Here is a 19,052-nt window from a genome sequence, read left to right as displayed (position 1 = left end):
CTGTGAAGGGTAACCGCGAGGTTGCCTGGAGGTATCGGAAGTGAGAATGCTGACATGAGTAGCGAGATGAGTGTGAGAAACACTCACGTCGAAAGTCCAAGGGTTCCTGCGTAAAGCTAATCTGCGCAGGGTGAGTCGGCCCCTAAGGCGAGGGCGAAAGCCGTAGTCGATGGGAATGAGGTTAATATTCCTCAACCTGATGGTAGTGACGAATGGGGTAAATTGTGGGTCCTTATTGGATTGGACCTGCTGTGAACCTGTTCCAGGAAATAGCTCCATCATTATAGACCGTACCCCAAACCGACACAGGTGGACTGGTAGAGTATACCGAGACGTTTGAGAGAACTATGTTGAAGGAACTCGGCAAAATGACCCCGTAACTTCGGGAGAAGGGGTACCTCTCTTTGGGCAACCAATGGGAGGTGGCACAGACTTGGGGGTGGCGACTGTTTATTAAAAACATAGGACTCTGCGAAGTCGCAAGACGACGTATAGGGTCTGACGCCTGCCCGGTGCTGGAAGGTTAAGAGGAGCGGTGAGAGCTGCGAATCGAAGCCCCAGTAAACGGCGGCCGTAACTATAACGGTCCTAAGGTAGCGAAATTCCTTGTCGGGTAAGTTCCGACCTGCACGAATGGCGTAACGACTTCCCCGCTGTCTCCAACATAGGCTCAGCGAAATTGAACTCTCCGTGAAGATGCGGAGTACCCGCGGTTAGACGGAAAGACCCCGTGCACCTTTACTATAGCTTTGCAGTGGTATCAGGATTTGAATGTGTAGAATAGGTGGGAGCCTTTGAAGCAGTGACGCCAGTTATTGTGGAGGCACCTTTGAAATACCACCCTTTTGACTTTTGATATCTAACCGAGGACCGTTATCCGGTTCCGGGACCCTGCATGGTGGGTAGTTTGACTGGGGCGGTCGCCTCCTAAATGGTAACGGAGGCGCGCGATGGTTGGCTCAAGCTGGTCGGAAATCAGCTGATGAGTGCAATGGCATAAGCCAGCCTGACTGCGAGACTGACAAGTCGAGCAGAGACGAAAGTCGGTCATAGTGATCCGGTGGTCCCGTGTGGAAGGGCCATCGCTCAACGGATAAAAGGTACGCCGGGGATAACAGGCTGATAATGCCCAAGAGTCCATATCGACGGCATTGTTTGGCACCTCGATGTCGGCTCATCTCATCCTGGGGCTGGAGCAGGTCCCAAGGGTTTGGCTGTTCGCCAATTAAAGAGGTACGTGAGCTGGGTTTAGAACGTCGTGAGACAGTTCGGTCCCTATCTGCCGTGGGTGTAGGATATTTGAGAGGAGCTGCCCCTAGTACGAGAGGACCGGGGTGGACGTACCTCTGGTGGACCTGTTGTCACGCCCGTGGCACTGCAGGGTAGCTAAGTACGGACGGGATAACCGCTGAAAGCATCTAAGCGGGAAGCCCCCCTCAAAACCAGATATCCCTTGAGAGCCGTGGAAGACCACCACGTTGATAGGCTGGAGGTGGACGTATGGCAACATATGGAGCTGACCAGTACTAATCACTCGATCGGTTTGATCTTAGTGCTTCATCATGCACAGTAGTCAGATTAGACTGAACACTACGGATTTTATGATCTCATTCCGAGGCATCGCTTTGGAAATAAGATCAGTAACAAAATCAAAACACATTCAAGGATGTATTCATAACTTCTGCTTTTTGCCGGCCTGGTGGCTATGGCGGGAGGCCTGCACCCGATCCCATCCCGAACTCGGTCGTGAAAACTCCCAGCGCCGATGGTACTTTGTCTTAAGGCACGGAAGAGTAGGTCGCCGCCAGGCCTGCAAAAAACAGAAGCTCCTCTTTATAAGATCAAAAGCCTCAGACGCCGACCGCCCACCTCCGTGGGCTCAGGCTTCTCGGGCATCTGCCCGGGCCGCAGTCGCGACCTGCCAAAGGCACAGCCTTTGAAATTGTAAAACCTCACCGCGTCAGAAAGGATACGGATCCGAGGCGCAAGCCGAGGCAAGGCCAAGGGAACGGATGTTCCCGCCGGCGATTGAGGCAAAAACAAAATTACCGCGGGGTGGAGCAGCCCGGCCTGTAGGCAACCAGCCGGAAGCCAGCAAGTAAACCGGGCAACACACCGCTAACCGGAAGGACATCAAACCCCTTCCAGTACAACAAAATTACCGCGGGGTGGAGCAGCCCGGTAGCTCGTCAGGCTCATAACCTGAAGGTCGTAGGTTCAAATCCTACCCCCGCAACCAAATTAAAAAGGGTCCCTTCAGGGACCCTTTTTTGTTCGGTGGCAAGGGCCAGGATGAAAAGCTTAGGGAAGGGCCAGAAAAACTTACGAAAATATAGACTATACCTTAGGGCTCACTTTACGTGCTAAACCGCCCTGCTTCGTCGGCGGAGTATGGTCGACATCATAATCTGCTTTCAGCCCATTGAGAGCGGTAAGTACTCTTGCTAATATGTTTTCTTCCCCGTCGGTCATTCCTTCTTCTTCAGCCACGGCTAGTTCGCTTGCATCATATTCCCATCTGAGAAGGACCTCTATCATCTGCTCTCTTGTCAGCTCCGGATGTGCGACGACGTCTTCGGGGGAGGCGAACACAGAACTCGGGTCCAACTTTGCCTTCTCTAAGTCTATTGTATGTTTCGTCATATCCACTTACTTTCCCTATTCCATTTCATCAATGACAATGCACCAGTATATCCCGCCGTTCAGATATCCCGCCATATCGCAATCAGACTGATCCCGTTCACGGCTGATTTCCGTTTTGACGCCCCTGTCAGCCAAAAGTTGCGTCCATACAGAAAGACCATCTTGGGTCGAAGTCGACTGAAAATCCTGATAAGCTGGAGGGTCATAGAACATGAGGAGCTTGACCTCAGGAAACATCGATAATTCATTAATTAAGTCGGTTCTTGCGTAAAGCAACCTGCTTTCGCGAAAGGCACCTAAACCGCTTGCGATAATACACCCGATAAAAGAGAGTAGAGCGATACACATAAATAGGCGGGGGATGAACATTCTCTTCCCGCAGCCGCTTAGTTTCATAGACGCTGCAAAGAAGAAAAGGGCGCTTAACCAAGTGAAGGGTACATATCTGGCCCACCAGGATTCAGGGAAAAACATAGAGGCCCCAAACATTACGGCACCAAATAGAGCTATGCCATCCGCTTCATGGACCACCCTCCTATTTTTAATTCTTCTGTTAGCGTAGCGCCTAGCGGCAAAAGCCGCAATTGTAGCGAGAAGGGCCAGGCTGAAGAAAGGCCCGAAGCCGCCACGGCGGGTATCAAACCTGAGATACTTGAATTCAGATAGTTGAAAGGTCCCGGGAATTTTAAGCTCTATCGGCGCGTCAATGGGCCATTCGCTATGGTCAGTTCGTGCAAAAATACCATAGATAAATTTCATGGGTGCGGACAATGGGATCACATTCGCCGGTTCATTCCCCGTCATAATTTTTTCCACTGAAGGATAAAGGAGTTGCCCGTGATCCAGCACATTTGTGACATAAGGCTTATATCCGACAACAGTGACACCGATAATAAATGTGAATGCGTATATGAGGCCTCTATTGCGTATCCAGAAAAATGCTCGGCTCAAGAAAGCTTCGTTCGTCCTCTGAAATACCAGTTCGGCAAGGAAGCCAGCAGCAACAATTAAAGGAGCATAGTAAAGCGCCGCCGTTTTCGTGTTCACCATGAGAATGATACAACACAGAGCGCTTACGCGGGCAAGTGCGCTTTTCTGGTACATGTCTGTTAGCAAAAAGAGAGCAAGCGCCGCGCCAAACAAATAAAGGGGCGCGTCAACGTAATGCGTTAGAAGCTGACCGATTACGACAGGGTTTGCGACCAGAATACCGGTGAGAAGGAGCGCGGTCACCTCGCGAAGACGAGGCAAATTATTTGTGCAATTATTCAGGAAAAACCCATAGGATAACAAGGCCACTATTGCCATCAGGCCTGGGATAAGTGCCTGCCCGGACATCAGCATGCCTGTCAGACTGACAATGTATGACTGTAAGACCCAATAACCGTTGGGGTATGAATCCACCCAAATATTGTTATGGGGGGATAAGAAGGGATTCCAGCCGTCTCCAATATCCCATATAGCACTCAAATGGTACGCATATCCGTCGAAGCCCGGATCATAGAAAGGTTGGGTCGCAATGGCCCAAACTAGAATAATGACCAAAAATGCGACAATTGTGAGAAGAGCTAGCCCGGCGTTTTTCCGGCCTTCCATTTTCACGATAATGCCGAGTGTAATAATAATCGCTGTGACAAAGAAAATAACCGGGGAATGAAATGCTTCCGATGTGAACCGGCTAATGATGAGCAAAATAGCCAGAAAAATAACAACCGCCGATGCACCGATACTCGCAAATCTTATCATAGGCGGGTTTCCTTAATGTCACGCATTTTTACACATATTACATTTAGTGATCTGATACAGATTTCACTTGCTGGGACGATTTTTAGCACACCATATGATATTGCCATCAAAGAAACCTGAAATCTCGCAATCTTCTTTGTGAAACTCGGATGTTATCTTTGTTTCAATTCCGCGTTCGCGTAGAAGAGTCGTCCAAGTTTTATCGGAGTAGGTAATTGCGGTGGATTGATGATCTTTGATGATGCGGGGATCATGAATAAGAGTAAGCTCGATGATCGGATAATCCTTCATATCTTCAATGACGGCAGTTCTTTGGTAGGTATGCCAGCTTTGCCGGATTGAACCGAGTATGGCGGATGCGATGTTGCCAAGGAAACAAAGAACAGTAACTGTGACCAAAAATCTTGCAAACATTGGCTGATTGCTCTTGTCTTCCAAAAAAAGAGTGGAAATTGTTATCAGTAAAACTGCAAGCCAGGTAAACGGAACATACCGCGCCCACCAGGATTCTGGAAACAGCGCCGAAGCGACCAGAAGAATGAATGCAAATAGAGCCAGAGCATCCCCCTTGTGGCGTTGTGGAGCGTAATTTCTGCGCGCACTGGTAAGTCTCGTGAATGTAAACACAACGATTGAGAGAATAAGTGCAAGGCTGAAGAAGGGGCCAAAACCACCCCGTCGTGTATCAAAATCTAGGTCCTTGAACTCAGATATCTGAAAGGTTCCCGGAATTTTTAAATGGACAGGCGCTGTTACCAAGACAGGCCAGACGCTGTCTTCGGTTCTTGAAAAAATTCCATATAGAAACTTTACGGGTACCGGCAATGCTTCCAGATTGTCTGGAATGTTGGTTGCCATGATTTTATCAACGGAAGGGTAGAGCAGCTGCCCGTGATCCACGATATTGGTGACATAGGGCTTATACCCGATGGCAGTGATACCGATAAGAAACGCGAGCCCGAGAAGAATACCTCTGCTTTTGATCCAGTTCATAATAAACTGAAAATGGGAAAACTCGATATTTTTCATTACCCAGCCGGCCATTAAGCTGGCGAAAACGATTATCGGAACATAGTAAAGCGCCGCCGTTTTGGTGTTCACCATCAAAATAATACATCCGACAGCACTCCATCTGGCGAGTCGATTATCAGAAAACGTGTCAGACAGAAGGAAGAGAGCTAATGCACTTCCTAAAAGATAGAGCGATCCGTCGATATAGTGGGTCATTATTTGGGTTACAGTGACCGGGTTCGCGATAATGAAAAGTGCAAACACGAATGCCCATAAGCTCCTGAACTGAGCGAACTGAGCTGCCACATGATCCGCAAAAAAACCATAAGCAAGCAAGCCTACTGCGGCCATTAGGCCAATGAGGAGAGATTTTCCCGAGAGCAGCAACCCCGTCATTGAAACCAGATATGATTGCAGTACCCAATAGCCGCTAGGATAGGAATCAACCCAGATATTGTCATGAGATGACAGGAAAGGACTCCAGCCCTGGGCCAAATCCCATATTGCCGTCAGATGATAAGAGTGTCCGTCATGTCCCGCATCATAGAGAAACTGTGTTGAGAAAGCCCATAACAGGATAATTATCGCAAACCCGACAATCGCCACCAATGCTGTTAGTGCCGCCCTATATCCACTAACCAGCCAAAAGCCGAGAACTGTTATCAGAGTAGAGCCTGACAGGAACACCGCCGGATGTACTATATCTATGATCGGCACTCTGCTAACTATTAACAGGACGGAAAGAAACAGAAAGATCGCGGAAGATCCAGCATTTGCAAATCGCGTCATCAACAAATAGTCCTCTTGTCCTAATTAGCCCAGCGATCTGTCGATACCATAAACAAACTAATAAACCATTGCCAGCATTGACGAAGGCGGAAACAAATGGCATGCATAATTTTCTTATGCACGCTATTGCACATCAATGCCATGAAAGTATTAGAAATGATGCTCGAACGACGTGGGTGCTCGAAATCAATAGATTGCTGTCAATAAAAATTTCATTTCTTAAAGCTAATGTTTGAGAGCTTGACCCATGTCTGCCAAACATTAGTATGGGGCCGCCAAGCTCGACGGGGACTATTAGACGTTCGCCTATTTTAGACGATTGAAGAAAGTCAGAATTGTATATGTCAGAGCCGAGTTCCCAACCACGTATGAGTAAGTCCGCCCTAATTTTTATTTGTCTGGCCGGAGGACTTATTGCCTTCGGCGTTATTTATGATGCATTTGACTATTTTTGGGGATATGGGTGGGCAGTAGATGAACTGCGCACAATCTTGCAGCTTATAATCGTGGATGATGACTCCTGGTGGCCAATGTATAATGCCGCAAATGTACGGCTTTATGGGGATGGTATATACCAAACAGTATTCTTTGAGGATGGGATGAAATTTCAATATCCGCCCTTGAGTATTTTGCCATTTGTGATTTTCATCAAGATAGGAATGGGGTGGGAGACAATTCGGGAGTTCATGAACTTTATCTCGTTTGTCTCAATACTCTCTATCATCGGTTCGGTTTATTACCTGATAATCTCGGTATTTAAGAAGTTCACCAGTATTGAAAATTTTGACTGGAAGTACAAAATTTCGTTTATATTGATTGCGATTGTAGGAACGTTTGGATTTGATGCAATCGTTAAGGCCCAGTATTTAGGGCAGATTCAAGTCATACTGGATTTATGCATCTGCCTGGCATTCTTGCTGTTTCTAACTAATAAAAAATATTTAGCTGGCGCGTGCCTGGCTCTGGCTGCGTTGGTTAAGCCCCAGATTACATTACTGCTTGTTTGGGCGATAATCCGAAAAGAAAAGGAAGTAATTGTGGGAATGATCGTTGTTTTCGTTCCTGCGGGCGTGATTTCTCTTTATGGCTTTGGGTTTCTAGAGCATGTCCACTATCTTGAATCCCTTTCCCAAATGGGCAAGCACGGCGAAGCATACTGGCCAAACCAGAGTATTAATGGCCTGCTACATCGCTTGATAAGCGATGTTGATCCTCTTAAATTCCCGGTGAATTCCTACGCACCATATAATCCGATCGTATATGGTTTTACGATTGTGACAACTGTGATGCTGATATTGCTGGGCTTATTTTGCCGACCAGAATGCGGGCATACTAAGGCTCAGGGCAAAACGCCTATCAGCTCATCCTTCGATATGGCGACAATGCTTTTGCTGGTGACAATGGCCTCCCCAATTGCGTGGTATCACCACTACGGCATCCTTTGGCCCATTTTCATCGCTGCATTTGTCGTTATCGCTTGGCAGCTTTACCAAAGGCGGGATCTATTGACAGTTGCAACGGCCATATTATTCAGCTTGAGCTTTCTACTGTTATCAAACAGGTTCCCGGTGCTGACGAAAGAACAGTTCGCTTCCTCACCCATAAACCTTGTCCAATCCTATTATCTTTTTGGCGCATTTTTGATGTTGGCTGCCTTGTTCATGCTCCGGCGTAATTTGGTTGTTAAATCCGATGTTGATTGAATTAACACCCCTCGATAAGACAGATCTAGATCGCCGTATTTTGGCTTTCCAACGGATAGTCCGAAAATAACCTGAAGCAATGGGCCCAGAGAGTATGTTTCGAAAAATAAATAGAGATCCGGCAAGCCTATATATGCTGACGCTTGGCGTATTGATCTCGCTATTCGTTATAAACGGACTGCTGGATTACTTCTGGGGGTACGGAAACACATACGCAGAGTTAAGGGCTGTGTTGCTGCAGGCTATGGAACAGGATGATTCATGGCTGCCGATGTATGAAGCGGCATATGCAAGGCGGGAATTTCCGGACAAAGGAATCTATGAGGTTGTTTTTTTCGAGAACGGAATAAAGTTTCAATATCCTCCAATAAGCTTATTGCCATATATCGGCCTGATAAAGTTTGGGTTTGATCTGCCTGCCATTATCAAAATATCCTACGCGGTGTCTTTTGTTGCGATGCTTGCAATCGCTTTTTGCGGATACAAAATAGCGGTTGTTCTCCTAGATAAATATGGTTGCAAAGGGTTGCTATCAACGCGCGGGCGGCTGGGTATTTTTATCTTGTCATTACTCGCTATCTTCACATTTCACCCAATTTATATCGCGCAGTACCTGGGACAGGTACAGGTAATTATTGATCTGCTCGTCTGCCTCGCATTCCTTGCCTGGCTGAGCGAGCGAAAGCATCTTTCTGGAATAATGATTGCCACTGCGGCTTTGATAAAACCGACGTTGATACTGGTCTTTCTTTGGGCAATGATACGAAAAGAAAAAGCATGTTTTGTTGGGATGGTCGTCGTCTTCATTCCAGCGGGCATTCTTTCTCTTGCCGTTTTTGGATTTGAGGAACATCTGGATTATCTCAGGGTGTTGTCTTACATTGGCACCCATGGGGAGGCGTTTTGGCCAAACCAAAGCATGAATGGATTGCTTAATCGGTTGCTGGGGGGCGATAATCCGGGCAGCTTTGATGCAAATTCCTATTCCGGTTACAATTTATATGTTTATGCGGGCACCATGATCTCGACGGTATGCTTTATCCTGTTTGGCCTGTTTTATAACAGGCCGAAATCCTCGAACAATGTCGCGTCCGCGCTTGATTTGGCGACGATGCTATTGCTCTCTGTGATGGCAACTCCGACTGCATGGACGCATCATTATGGGGTCTTATGGCCAATCCTGGTGATGGCCATCATGGTTTCGATACTCCTTATGCTTAAAGGAAAAAATCAATATGCTGTGACTGGGTTTACTTTGCTTTGCATCGGTTATTTTTTCATATCCAATTACTTTAGCTTTACAGATAACCCCGCATATTATGCACCTCCTGTTAATTTGATTTTGTCACATTTTCTTTACGGCGGATTTATTACCCTCTTTGCGCTATTGCTATTAAGACGCGCGGCATCTGGTGGTCTGGCCGGTGATGTGTCCCGCAGTTAATGCAATTTTGCGGGAAATTAGAATAACTTGACCGTATTTACTCAGGCAGTAGTATTCGATCAACGTCTGTAGAAAATGTAAGCAAACTTGGTCAGCCCGCGCCATAATCAACCCGGATAGTCCTTCTTAATGCCTCAACGTCCCAATAAACTGTCCAACCCCACGTTCCTCTTTATTTTTATCGTGGGAGGGATCGTGTCTCTTGGGATCGCAAAGAACATAGTAGACTATGCTTTGGGCGATACCTATATCACAACGCTTACTAAAACGGTTTTGTCACTGGATTTGATTTATTTTGATTCATGGTGGCCAATGACGGAGGCTGCCGTCGCTAAGCTCAAATTCCCGGACCAGGGTATTTATGAGAATGTTTTCTTTGAAAGGCATATCAAGTTCCAGTATCCACCGATAAGTATTCTGCCATTCTGGGCGGTTTATAAATTTGATATGAGCTGGGAGCGGGCAACCGAAATTGCAAATTTCGTATCCTATCTATCTTTGTTTGGGATCGTCATTTGTGGCTATAAAACGGTAACTGTAATTGCAAAGAAATATTATTCGGAATTTCAGGTATCTTTCGCCTTTCGCGTGGCCATCTTTTTGCTCGTTCTCGTCGCCACCTTCAGTTTTTATCCCCTCATGTGGGGGCAGTTTATCGGCCAGATTCAGGTTATTATAGATTTGCTGATCAGTATTGCTTTCTTGAGCTGGTTGATGGGGCGAAAATATTTCTCAGGCATGATGATCGCGCTTGCCGCTTTGATCAAACCGCAGTTTGCATTGTTTCTGCTTTGGGCGTTGTTGCGAAAAGAGAAGCAGTTCCTGATAGGGTTACTGATTGTCTTCATCCCGGCTGGTGTTATCTCTCTTGCAATTTTCGGCTTTCAGGAGCATCTGGATTATTTACGTGCACTATCGCATATGGGCCGCCACGGGGAGGTATACTGGCCAAACCAGAGCATCAACGGAATACTGAACAGGTTATTGGTTGATGCGACGTCTCTGATGTGGACTTTGGAATCCTTCGCCCCTTATAACCGGCTTGTTCATATTGGGACAATTACGTCGACGGTTCTTCTCATTCTATTGGGTCTTTTTTATCGGCATAAGATGGTCATCGGGGAGAATGGGGAGCCGAGTATCGGGTCGGCTTTGGACTTGGCGGCAATGCTTCTGATTTGCACGATTGCGTCGCCAGTCGCATGGATTCATCACTATGGGATTTTATTACCTGTATTTCTCGCGGCCTTTCTGGTGGCGATCCATTCTTTTTCGACAGCCGCAAAAATATCATCCTTGGTCAATATCCTGCTTCTGTGCGTAAGTTATTTTCTTTTGGCTAACTATTTTACGCTGGCGGAAAAAGAAGTGTTTAGCGAACCACCATTAAATTTACTTCAATCCTTACATTTTTATGGCGCGGTTTTGCTGTTGATCGCATTGTTCTCTCTACGAATTGACTTGGGGGAAAAACGGTCGGCAACAGACTTCGCCCTAATTAGGATATTTAAAAGTCTTAGGCGCAGTTCTTTCGATGAATCGTTCCTCCCGCATTTTTGGATCTCTCGGGGCGCACCACAGTACATGAGCCTCAAGCCAGCCTAGTTTTTCACAATAGGCGTTAACGTCATCCGGAAATCTTGTGCCAACAATTTGAACTTTTACTCCATTTCTTCCAAGAACGCGTGCCCAGACATTCGTTGCATCTGAGATTTGTTTGGACTGAAAATCTGGATTTATTCGAATATCTTTTTCGATATACATTTCAATTATCGGATAATTTTTTGCGGCTTCGGCGGCGCGGGTGGTTATCCAAACCTGTTTGTTTTGCTTATACGCACCGCCTGCGCCAGCAAGAATACAAAGCATAAGTGACAGTACGGCAACGCCTTGAAGGATTCGGATTAATATCAGGAACTTACCCTTGCCGACCAAATAGAGTGACGCAACGGCGAAAAGAACAACGCTGAGCCAGGTGAAGGGCACGTATCTGGCCCACCAGGATTCAGGGAAGAACATAGACATGAGTAGAAGCGCAAATGCGAAGGCTGCAAAGCTATCTCCCTTCCGTATGATCGAATATGAGTTGCTTGAAAAGCTCGCAATTCTGCAGGCTGCATAAGCAAGTATGGAACTTATAAATGCCAGACTGAAAAAGGGCCCAAAACCGCCTCGACGCGTGTCAAAACGAAGAACTTTGAACTCATCAATTGAAAATGTGCCGGGGAACTTGAGATAAATCTGGGAATCGAAAGGATACGGCCAAAGCGTTTTGCCTGTTTCGGCAAATATTCCATAGAAAAACCCGACGGGCGCGGAAACGCCTTTTACGTTATTCGGGATATTATAGCTCATAATGTCCCTAACAGAAGGATAGAGCAGTGACAGATGGTCCTGAAGATTAGTTACATAGGGTTTGTAGCCGATAACAATAACCGCGAAAAAATACACAAGCATATATATCAATCCGCGGGACATGATCCATTTGACGGCACGTGGAAGGCAATCCTTGAGACTGCCGTTCGCCACGAGGTGCATAAAAAATCCACCGATCACGATGAGAGGCGCATAATAAAGATTCGCTGTTTTCGTGTTGATCAACAGGATGATACAGCTCATCACTCCCCATTTGGCGAGCTTGCTGGTGCCAAGCGCATCTATCATTAGAAAGAAAACAAGACCGGAGCCAATCAGATAGAGAGGTGCATCCGTGTAATGTGTCATGACTTGCGTTAGAACAATGGGGCTCCCGATAACAAGGCCTGCCAGAAAAAGGGATGTTAGCTTTTGGAATTTGGAAAGTTGCTCAGTGTAATGGTCCAGAAAAAAGCCATAGGATAGAACTGTAACAGTTGCCATTAGTCCGATTAGCAGGGACTGCCCCGATAGTATGAGGCCTGTAGTCGCGACGAGATAGGATTGTAGGGCCCAGTAACCGTTCGGGTAAGAATCAATCCATATATTGTTATGGGGAGTGGCGAGTGGGTTCCAACCCTCAGCCAGATCCCAAATAGCCGTTAAGTGATAGGCGTATTCATCATCTCCGGGAGAATAAAGCGGTGACGTCACGAAAGCCCATAATGCCAGAAGAGCAATAAACCCAAGGATAGATATAAGCGCGGTTTTTGATGCGCGTGCGCCTTCTGCAAAATATGACAGGAGAACCGCTAATATCAAAGATACTGCTATATCCACATATGGGGAGAGCATCGTTGTAATCGTAAGTCGATTGACAATCAGCAGAAGCGCTAAAAAAAGAAAATTGATGAACCGCTGGCAATGGATATACGCGATTGCAAGCTATAACGATCATGTTGCAATTTCAGTGCCCTCTCGGTTGCAACTATTAAGGAATTTAGCGTTGAGAAAATTATCGTGACTATCGTATTTTTGCAAATATGGTTAAGGATGTCATCATCGGGGATGCCTATTCTTCGTAATTTTTGGGAATACACCAGAGGACGGCACCGAAAAAGTATCCGGCTTGGAGACATGTCTCTTCGTCAAATACCTTGGTAATCTTTGTGTTGATGCCTTCCCTTTCCAGTATTTCTGCGTAAACCGTCGCCGCATCAGACTGCGATTTAGACTGATAATCAGAGAATTTACGCACCTCCTCTATGAGGGTCAGTTCAACAACAGGCGCCATCTTCATCTGGTCAAGCGGCGCAAATCTTTCATACGTTTGTTTATGCTGACGCGCGGCGCCCAAAGTTGCCGACAATATGCAGCCTAACAGGGAAATTACGGTAATTGTCACAGTAATCTGCGTAAAGAACCTGCATTTCCCTTTCAATTCAATAACCATCGGAGTAATCGCAAGAAAGATTGGGGTGAGCCAAAGAAACGGTACATATCTGGCCCACCATGGCTCCGGAAAGAAGATAGACATTGCTAGCATTGCAAACCCAAGAAGCGCGATGCCTCCGCTCTGCAATTGCTGTAACGTCATCTCTTGTCGATACACCGCAATGCGACTTGCGAAGAAGGCGAAGAAGGAGGCAATCAAGGCCAGACTGAATAAGGGGCCAAAGCCGCCCCGACGTGTATCAAAATCGGGCGCCTTAAATTCTGCTAGCGTGAAAGTGCCGGGAATTTTCAGGCTTATTGGAGCTTCAACCGGAATGCCGTATCGATTATGCTCTGTTCGTGCGAAGAGACCGATAAAAAACTTTTCAGGAGCTGACATCGGATCTTGTACATTCATGGGCGTATTTTTATTCATTATCTCCGCAGAGGGAGGATAGAATAAATCACCATGATCCAGAATATTGGTGACATAGGGCTTATAGCCTATCACCAAAATCCCGAAGACCCCTGCCAAACCATAATAAATGCCTCTCTTTCCTATCCAATGGATGACGCGTTGTATAATTCCGTTAGGTCCTCGTTGGACAAACAAGTCCATAAGAAAGCCACTGAAAAGAATAAGCGGTGTGAAATAGAGGGCGCTGGTCTTTATATTTAGCAATAAAATGACGCAGGCTATGGCGCCGATCCATGCCATTCGACCTCGCGAAACTACATCCGAGATAAGGAAGAGTACAAGTGAAGCGCCAACCGTATATAGTGGCGCATCAACATAATGGGTTTGTATTTGCGTCAGGAGTATGGGGTTGGCGACAACGACGGCTGAAAACAGAATGGCTGGCCAAACCTTGAACCGTGACCACGTGCCTGAGAAATTTACATAGAAGAAGGTGAAAGATTGTAATCCTAACACTGCCATCAACCCGATCAGCAGCGCTTGTCCCGCCATTGGCAATCCCGTTATGGATACGAGATACGATTGCAGCGCCCAATAGCCTGTTGGATAGGAATCAACCCAAATGTTGTTATTTGGTGTCAAAAAGGGATGCCATCCATTCGCCAAATCCCAAATGGCGGTGATGTGATAAACATATCCGTCATGACCTGCTGGGAAGAAGGGTTGGGTTCCATATGCCCACGCGGCCAGAATAATAAAAAAACTACCAATTGCCAGAAGGGCGGAAAGCAGAGCTTTCCTGCCGCCGAGACCGATTACCGCTGGGCAAGTAATTCCTAAGGCAAGGCCAACCTGAATAAGATGTGGGATAATACCGTAGATATCAGCCCTACTGATGGAGAGGAGAACAGCAAGAAAAATAAAAATTGAGGCAGCGGCCGAATTGACGTTTTTCATCATTCGTGACGTTCCCGTTTTAATCAGTACTCAGACAGCATTTTTCCGGTTTGGCATCAGACCTATAAACCGGATCATGGCTGCCGAACTCAAACCGATCTATGCTGCGTAACACAAATTCCGCCATAAACCAACTTTCACACAATTTCCGTTATAATAACAATATGCCGCATTTATTATAACAGACATCAAGACTGAACATCGTTGCTTTCCTTGCGCCATAGGGAGACGACGAGACCGGCAATCACCAGGGCTGTTCCAATCAAATCCTGAACAGAGAGAGGCTGAGCAATAAACAGGGCGCCCAGGATCGCAGCGGTGATCGGACTGAGGCCTAGGAATACGGTCACGTTCGATGGCGGGATATGGGCCAACGCATAAAGCCAGCAGAAATAACCCACGGCGCTCGAGAAACCGATAAACAACAGAACAAACCATATGGTCGTTGAAAAGCCAGAGACGGCTTCGATCATGCCCTCCATTAGGGCGAGGCCAAACAGAAATAGAACCGCACATCCCATTGCCATGGAGCTGATCTGCAATGTCGGGTAGCGCGGCATGTAGGCGCTATAGAGGACGGAGCAAAGCGCCCCTATGAATGCGCTTAAGAATGCGGCGCCGATGCCGAACCACTCCATCGTATCTAAATCATCTACGAAAGCGGTTGTACCAACAGCAAATCCAACACCGATTATAGTCAGTATAATTCCCGTGAGCTTGCGGTAGGTAAAACTCTCGCGCCCGAGGAGAATGGCAATGGCCATGGTGAGGAGAGGGAGGCTGGCAAATATTAGAACGGCTAGGCCGGCAGCAATATAGATGACTGAGAAATTTAGCAGGATGATCAAAATGGCAAACTGAAAAATGCCAAAAAGAAGAATTGCCAGAAAATCGCGCGGCGCTATAGGGCTCCAACGAATACGAAGTGCGAGCGGGAGTAACAACAAGACTCCGATCAGATATCGGATGAAGGCTATTGTAATCGGGCCGACCTCACCGACAATTGATCCTGTTGCCACAGTTGCGGCACCAACAACGACACCACTCGTAGCAGCAGCGAGCAGCGCCAGGTTTACACGATTCATAACTTCAAATCCCAAACCTGACCCACAAGATCCTGCCCGAAGCTATGGTGAGGCTCTTCTTCAACCATTTCAAATCCAGCCTCTTCATATAAATGTATAGCGGCATGAAGGGTACTGTTAGTCCAAAGGGTCAGCTTTTCATAATGTTTGTGGTTGGCAAAGCGAATACATTCGTCAATTAGCTTACGCCCAACACCGAGGCCTCGTGCCGTCGGTTCGACATAGAGTAGGCGCAGCTGTGCTGTTGTCGTGGTTTTCTTTACAAGAAATACAGAACCCAGGATTTCATCATTTCTCTCTGCGATCCAGCAATGCTCAAATTGTGGGTCAAAATTTGTCAGGAATTCTCCGGCGACTTGGGCGACCAGAGCCTCGAAACTGGAATCGAAGCCATACTCTCGCGCGTAGAGAACGGCATGGCGGTGGATGACCCAGCCAATATCGCCGGGACGATGACTGCGGATAATGACGGGGTCAGATTTGCCGTCCACCGGATCAAGTGTTGAGGCAATATAGTTCATCGCCGCAAGCAACCGGATTTGTGTGGCATCAGAGAGCGAGGAGAGGATTGTTTCCACTTCATCGCGGGACGCTTTGATGAAAGGTTTGAAAGCGCGCCTTCCTTGTTGAGTGAAGGTGAGAACCCGCTGCCGTCCATCTGTCTTGCTTTTCTCTATCTTGAGCAAGCCGCCTGACTTGAACTTCTTGAGGAGACGGCTGAGGTAGGCGGGGTCAAGCGACAGACTTTTTGAGAGGTCCCCCGCAGTCAGATTCTCGCCTGCGTACAGTTCATAGAGCACCCGCATCTCCGTAAGGGAAAACCGACTGTTCAATAACCCTTCATTTAGAGCGCCGACATGCTTGGTATAGAACCTGTTGAACTTTCTGACCGCGTCGATGTGCTTTACAGAGACAGACATTAAGAACCCTCCTATTTTATTGTCATGTGACAACAAAATAATGGACTTTGTCAACTAAATTGGTTGTGGTTTTTAATCAGCTAGCACGAACGGTGTCAGGCTTTCACGAAACTGTGCGATGAACTCCTGCATCAAAAGCGAGCGAGGATGATACTTCGGATAGAGTATATCGAGGCGGAATGGTAGTTGCGGCTCAAAGGGTCGGGTGACCAGCCCACGCCCAACATATTCCGCAGCATCAATTGAGCTGACGATGGCGATCCCCACCTCCTGTTCTGCCAGTAGGCATGCCGTCGCGAACTGGCGCACTTCGACGCGATGGTCCAAAACGGCGCCCGACGTATCAAATGCTGCTTTTACAGCATGATAAAAGCGATTTTGCCGATCCTGAATGATCATTGGTAGGCCATCGAGGTCCTTAGCTGTTATGACTTGCTGACCGGCGAGAGGATGGCGACTTGAAAGTGCGCATACGGTCCGAATATTTACCGATTCATGATTGACGGCGCTATGCCCCTCAAATTCATCAGCAATTCCGATATCATATTGCTGAGCCGCGATCCATTCACGAACTCTTGCAGAACTTCGTGTTTGAATTGACATCGTGACATCCGGCCGATCGGCCAGAAATTCTGAGACAACTCGCGGCAATAGGGATGTTGCGAAACCGGGCAAGCAGGCAATTCGCAAATGTCCCGCCTTTTGATTGCGAATATCTGCTGCAAGCTGTGCAACATGATCTAGGTTGGCAATTGCCCGATCGACCTCGCTATATAAAAATTCGGCCTCTGATGTGGGATGAAGGCGCCCCTGACGCCGATCGAAAAGAGGAATTTTGAGAGATTTTTCAAGGCTGCTGATCAACCGGCTGACGGCCGGCTGAGAGACATTGAGAATACTGGCCGCGGGCGTTACGCCTCCGGCGATCATGACAGCTCTGAAGGCCTCCAATTGTCGTAACCGATTCATTCCGAAAGATGCTTCCCCAAGACCTATTCCATAACACAATGTTATGGAGTTATTCGAATAGATTATCACTAACCCCGCAAAATGTGGAATCTCGAATTAGTTTGTTAGGCTGTCATTAAACCGTAATTGAAGGTCGGGCAAATACCTATACTCTGTTAGGAGGGGACGGGTTGCCTCCGACAGAAAGAAATTAGATTCGGGCATCGCATACCGTGATGTTTTATAATCAACCTATAGGGAAACATTATGTCTATATTCAAAAAACTAGTTCTACCGGCGGCTTTGGCTGCCTTCATGAGCGGAACCGGCGTTGCGTCGGCGGTTACTGAAATTCAGTGGTGGCATGCGATGGGCGGCACCAACGGGGAGCGTGTCAATAAAATTGCGGAAGATTTCAACGCGACGCAGTCAGACTATAAAGTCGTTCCGACATTCAAGGGCAATTACACGGAAACAATGACGGCGGCAATCGCAGCATTCCGCGCGAAGAAGCAGCCTCATATTGTTCAGGTTTTCGAAGTTGGCACAGCGACGATGATGGCCGCCGAGGGCGCCGTTTATCCTGTTGAGCAGATGATGAAAGATGCGGGCGAACCGTTTGACAAGTCGGACTACCTGCCTGCCGTGATCAGCTATTATCAGACATCAGAGGGTGAACTGCTATCCATGCCGTTCAACAGCTCCACGCCTGTTCTGTGGTATAATAAAGACGCCCTTGATAAAGCAGGCGTATCCAAGGTTCCGGCAACTTGGCCGGAAATGAAAGAAGCTTCCGAAAAGTTGGTTGCCGCAGGATATAAATGTGGTTTTTCATTCGGATGGCAGTCATGGGTTATGGTTGAAAATTTTAGCGCCTGGCACAATATCCCGATGGGCACCGAAGAAAACGGCTTCAAGAGCACGAAAACGATTTTCGAATTTGACAACGATATTGTCAAAACTCACATGAAAAATCTTCAGGATTGGCATAAATCCAATCTCTTCACATATGGTGGACGCCGCGGCGACAGCCTGCCGATGTTCACGAACGGTGAATGTGGCATGTGGATGAATTCCTCTGCATATTACGGCTCTATGAAGAGCCAGGCAAAGTTTAACTTCGGTCAGTCCATGTTGCCATACTATCCGAATGTGATCGACAAGCCTCAGAACTCTATCATTGGCGGCGCCACTCTTTGGGTTCTGCGTGGTAAAGAAAATGACGACTATAAGGGGGTTTCAAAATTCATGACCTACCTGTCGTCTCCGGAAGTTCAGGCATGGTGGCATCAGGAAACGGGCTATGTTCCGATTACTACTGCTGCTTATGAACTCTCCAAGAAGCAGGGCTTTTACGAGTCTAACCCGGGTACGGATACGGCCATTAAGCAGCTAAGCCTGAATACGCCAACGCCGAATTCCCGTGGTATCCGCTTCGGTAACTTTGTGCAGATCCGTGACGTTATCAATGAAGAGATGGAAGCGATCTGGAACGGATCCAAAACTGCGGAACAGGGCATGGATGATGCTGCCAAGCGTGGCGACGTTCTCCTTCGTAAGTTCGAAGAAGCGAACGGGTCGTAACGTTTGATTTTCTGA

12 protein-coding genes, 1 tRNA gene and 2 rRNA genes (1 of these 15 running past the window's edge) are annotated in these 19,052 nt (G+C 47.3%); 7 read left to right on the top strand and 8 right to left on the bottom strand.

The window, feature by feature from the left end:
• The 3 genes from AC0L73_RS07140 to AC0L73_RS07130 form a co-directional block, all read left to right on the top strand.
• Positions 1-1,551: ribosomal RNA gene (locus tag AC0L73_RS07140) — 23S ribosomal RNA — on the top strand; it begins 1,198 nt to the left of the window's first position.
• 144 nt (positions 1,552-1,695) lie between these two features.
• Positions 1,696-1,810 (top strand): 5S ribosomal RNA (rrf, locus tag AC0L73_RS07135).
• Between the two features lie 352 nt (positions 1,811-2,162).
• Positions 2,163-2,239: transfer RNA gene (locus AC0L73_RS07130), tRNA-Met, on the top strand.
• A 98-nt stretch (positions 2,240-2,337) separates the two neighbouring features.
• Here the strand turns inward: AC0L73_RS07130 and AC0L73_RS07125 are convergent.
• The 3 genes from AC0L73_RS07125 to AC0L73_RS07115 all read right to left on the bottom strand — a co-directional run bounded on the left by AC0L73_RS07125 (position 2,338) and on the right by AC0L73_RS07115 (position 6,189).
• Positions 2,338-2,643: a hypothetical protein gene (locus tag AC0L73_RS07125; RefSeq protein ID WP_473655215.1), complete on the bottom strand. Its 306-nt coding sequence runs from the start codon at positions 2,641-2,643 to the stop codon at positions 2,338-2,340.
• A 15-nt stretch (positions 2,644-2,658) separates the two neighbouring features.
• Positions 2,659-4,389: a hypothetical protein gene (locus AC0L73_RS07120; protein WP_473655214.1), complete on the bottom strand. Its 1,731-nt coding sequence runs from the start codon at positions 4,387-4,389 to the stop codon at positions 2,659-2,661.
• Between the two features lie 63 nt (positions 4,390-4,452).
• Positions 4,453-6,189 carry a hypothetical protein gene (locus tag AC0L73_RS07115; RefSeq protein WP_473655213.1) on the bottom strand — a complete coding sequence of 579 codons (1,737 nt, stop codon included), beginning with the start codon at positions 6,187-6,189 and terminating at the stop codon, positions 4,453-4,455.
• Between the two features lie 368 nt (positions 6,190-6,557).
• Here AC0L73_RS07115 and AC0L73_RS07110 point away from each other — a divergent pair, with 368 nt between their 5' ends.
• From AC0L73_RS07110 to AC0L73_RS07100, 3 genes are all read left to right on the top strand, one after another.
• On the top strand, positions 6,558-7,892 hold the full coding sequence (locus AC0L73_RS07110; RefSeq protein ID WP_473655212.1) for a glycosyltransferase family 87 protein: 1,335 nt from the start codon (positions 6,558-6,560) through the stop codon (positions 7,890-7,892).
• Between the two features lie 133 nt (positions 7,893-8,025).
• A complete protein-coding gene (locus tag AC0L73_RS07105) occupies positions 8,026-9,336 on the top strand; it encodes a glycosyltransferase family 87 protein (RefSeq protein WP_473655211.1) in 1,311 nt (436 codons plus the stop codon).
• 195 nt (positions 9,337-9,531) lie between these two features.
• Positions 9,532-10,941 carry a glycosyltransferase family 87 protein gene (locus AC0L73_RS07100; RefSeq protein WP_473655210.1) on the top strand — a complete coding sequence of 470 codons (1,410 nt, stop codon included), beginning with the start codon at positions 9,532-9,534 and terminating at the stop codon, positions 10,939-10,941.
• On the opposite strand, the gene AC0L73_RS07095 is transcribed toward AC0L73_RS07100, so the two are convergent.
• The 5 genes from AC0L73_RS07095 to AC0L73_RS07075 all read right to left on the bottom strand — a co-directional run bounded on the left by AC0L73_RS07095 (position 10,831) and on the right by AC0L73_RS07075 (position 17,474).
• On the bottom strand, positions 10,831-12,513 hold the full coding sequence (locus AC0L73_RS07095) for a hypothetical protein (RefSeq protein ID WP_473655209.1): 1,683 nt from the start codon (positions 12,511-12,513) through the stop codon (positions 10,831-10,833). The genes AC0L73_RS07100 and AC0L73_RS07095 overlap by 111 nt on opposite strands.
• Positions 12,514-12,763: 250 nt before the next feature.
• Positions 12,764-14,503, bottom strand: a complete 1,740-nt coding sequence (locus AC0L73_RS07090; protein WP_473655208.1) for a hypothetical protein — start codon at positions 14,501-14,503, stop codon at positions 12,764-12,766.
• A 185-nt stretch (positions 14,504-14,688) separates the two neighbouring features.
• Positions 14,689-15,585: a DMT family transporter gene (locus AC0L73_RS07085; RefSeq protein WP_473655207.1), complete on the bottom strand. Its 897-nt coding sequence runs from the start codon at positions 15,583-15,585 to the stop codon at positions 14,689-14,691.
• A complete protein-coding gene (locus tag AC0L73_RS07080; RefSeq protein WP_473655206.1) occupies positions 15,582-16,505 on the bottom strand; it encodes a bifunctional helix-turn-helix transcriptional regulator/GNAT family N-acetyltransferase in 924 nt (307 codons plus the stop codon). The genes AC0L73_RS07085 and AC0L73_RS07080 overlap by 4 nt, the downstream gene beginning before the upstream one ends.
• Positions 16,506-16,577: 72 nt before the next feature.
• Positions 16,578-17,474 (bottom strand): LysR substrate-binding domain-containing protein, encoded by an 897-nt coding sequence (locus AC0L73_RS07075; protein ID WP_227948911.1) that lies wholly within the window; start codon positions 17,472-17,474, stop codon positions 16,578-16,580.
• Positions 17,475-17,720: 246 nt separating this feature from the next.
• Here AC0L73_RS07075 and ugpB point away from each other — a divergent pair, with 246 nt between their 5' ends.
• A complete protein-coding gene (gene ugpB, locus AC0L73_RS07070; protein WP_227948913.1) occupies positions 17,721-19,037 on the top strand; it encodes a sn-glycerol-3-phosphate ABC transporter substrate-binding protein UgpB in 1,317 nt (438 codons plus the stop codon).
• Positions 19,038-19,052 lie beyond the last annotated feature (15 nt).

This window comes from Sneathiella sp. D3-11, assembly GCF_055809395.1.
Note: the sequence above shows the minus strand (reverse complement) of the source record. Positions and strands in the feature narration are given on the sequence as shown.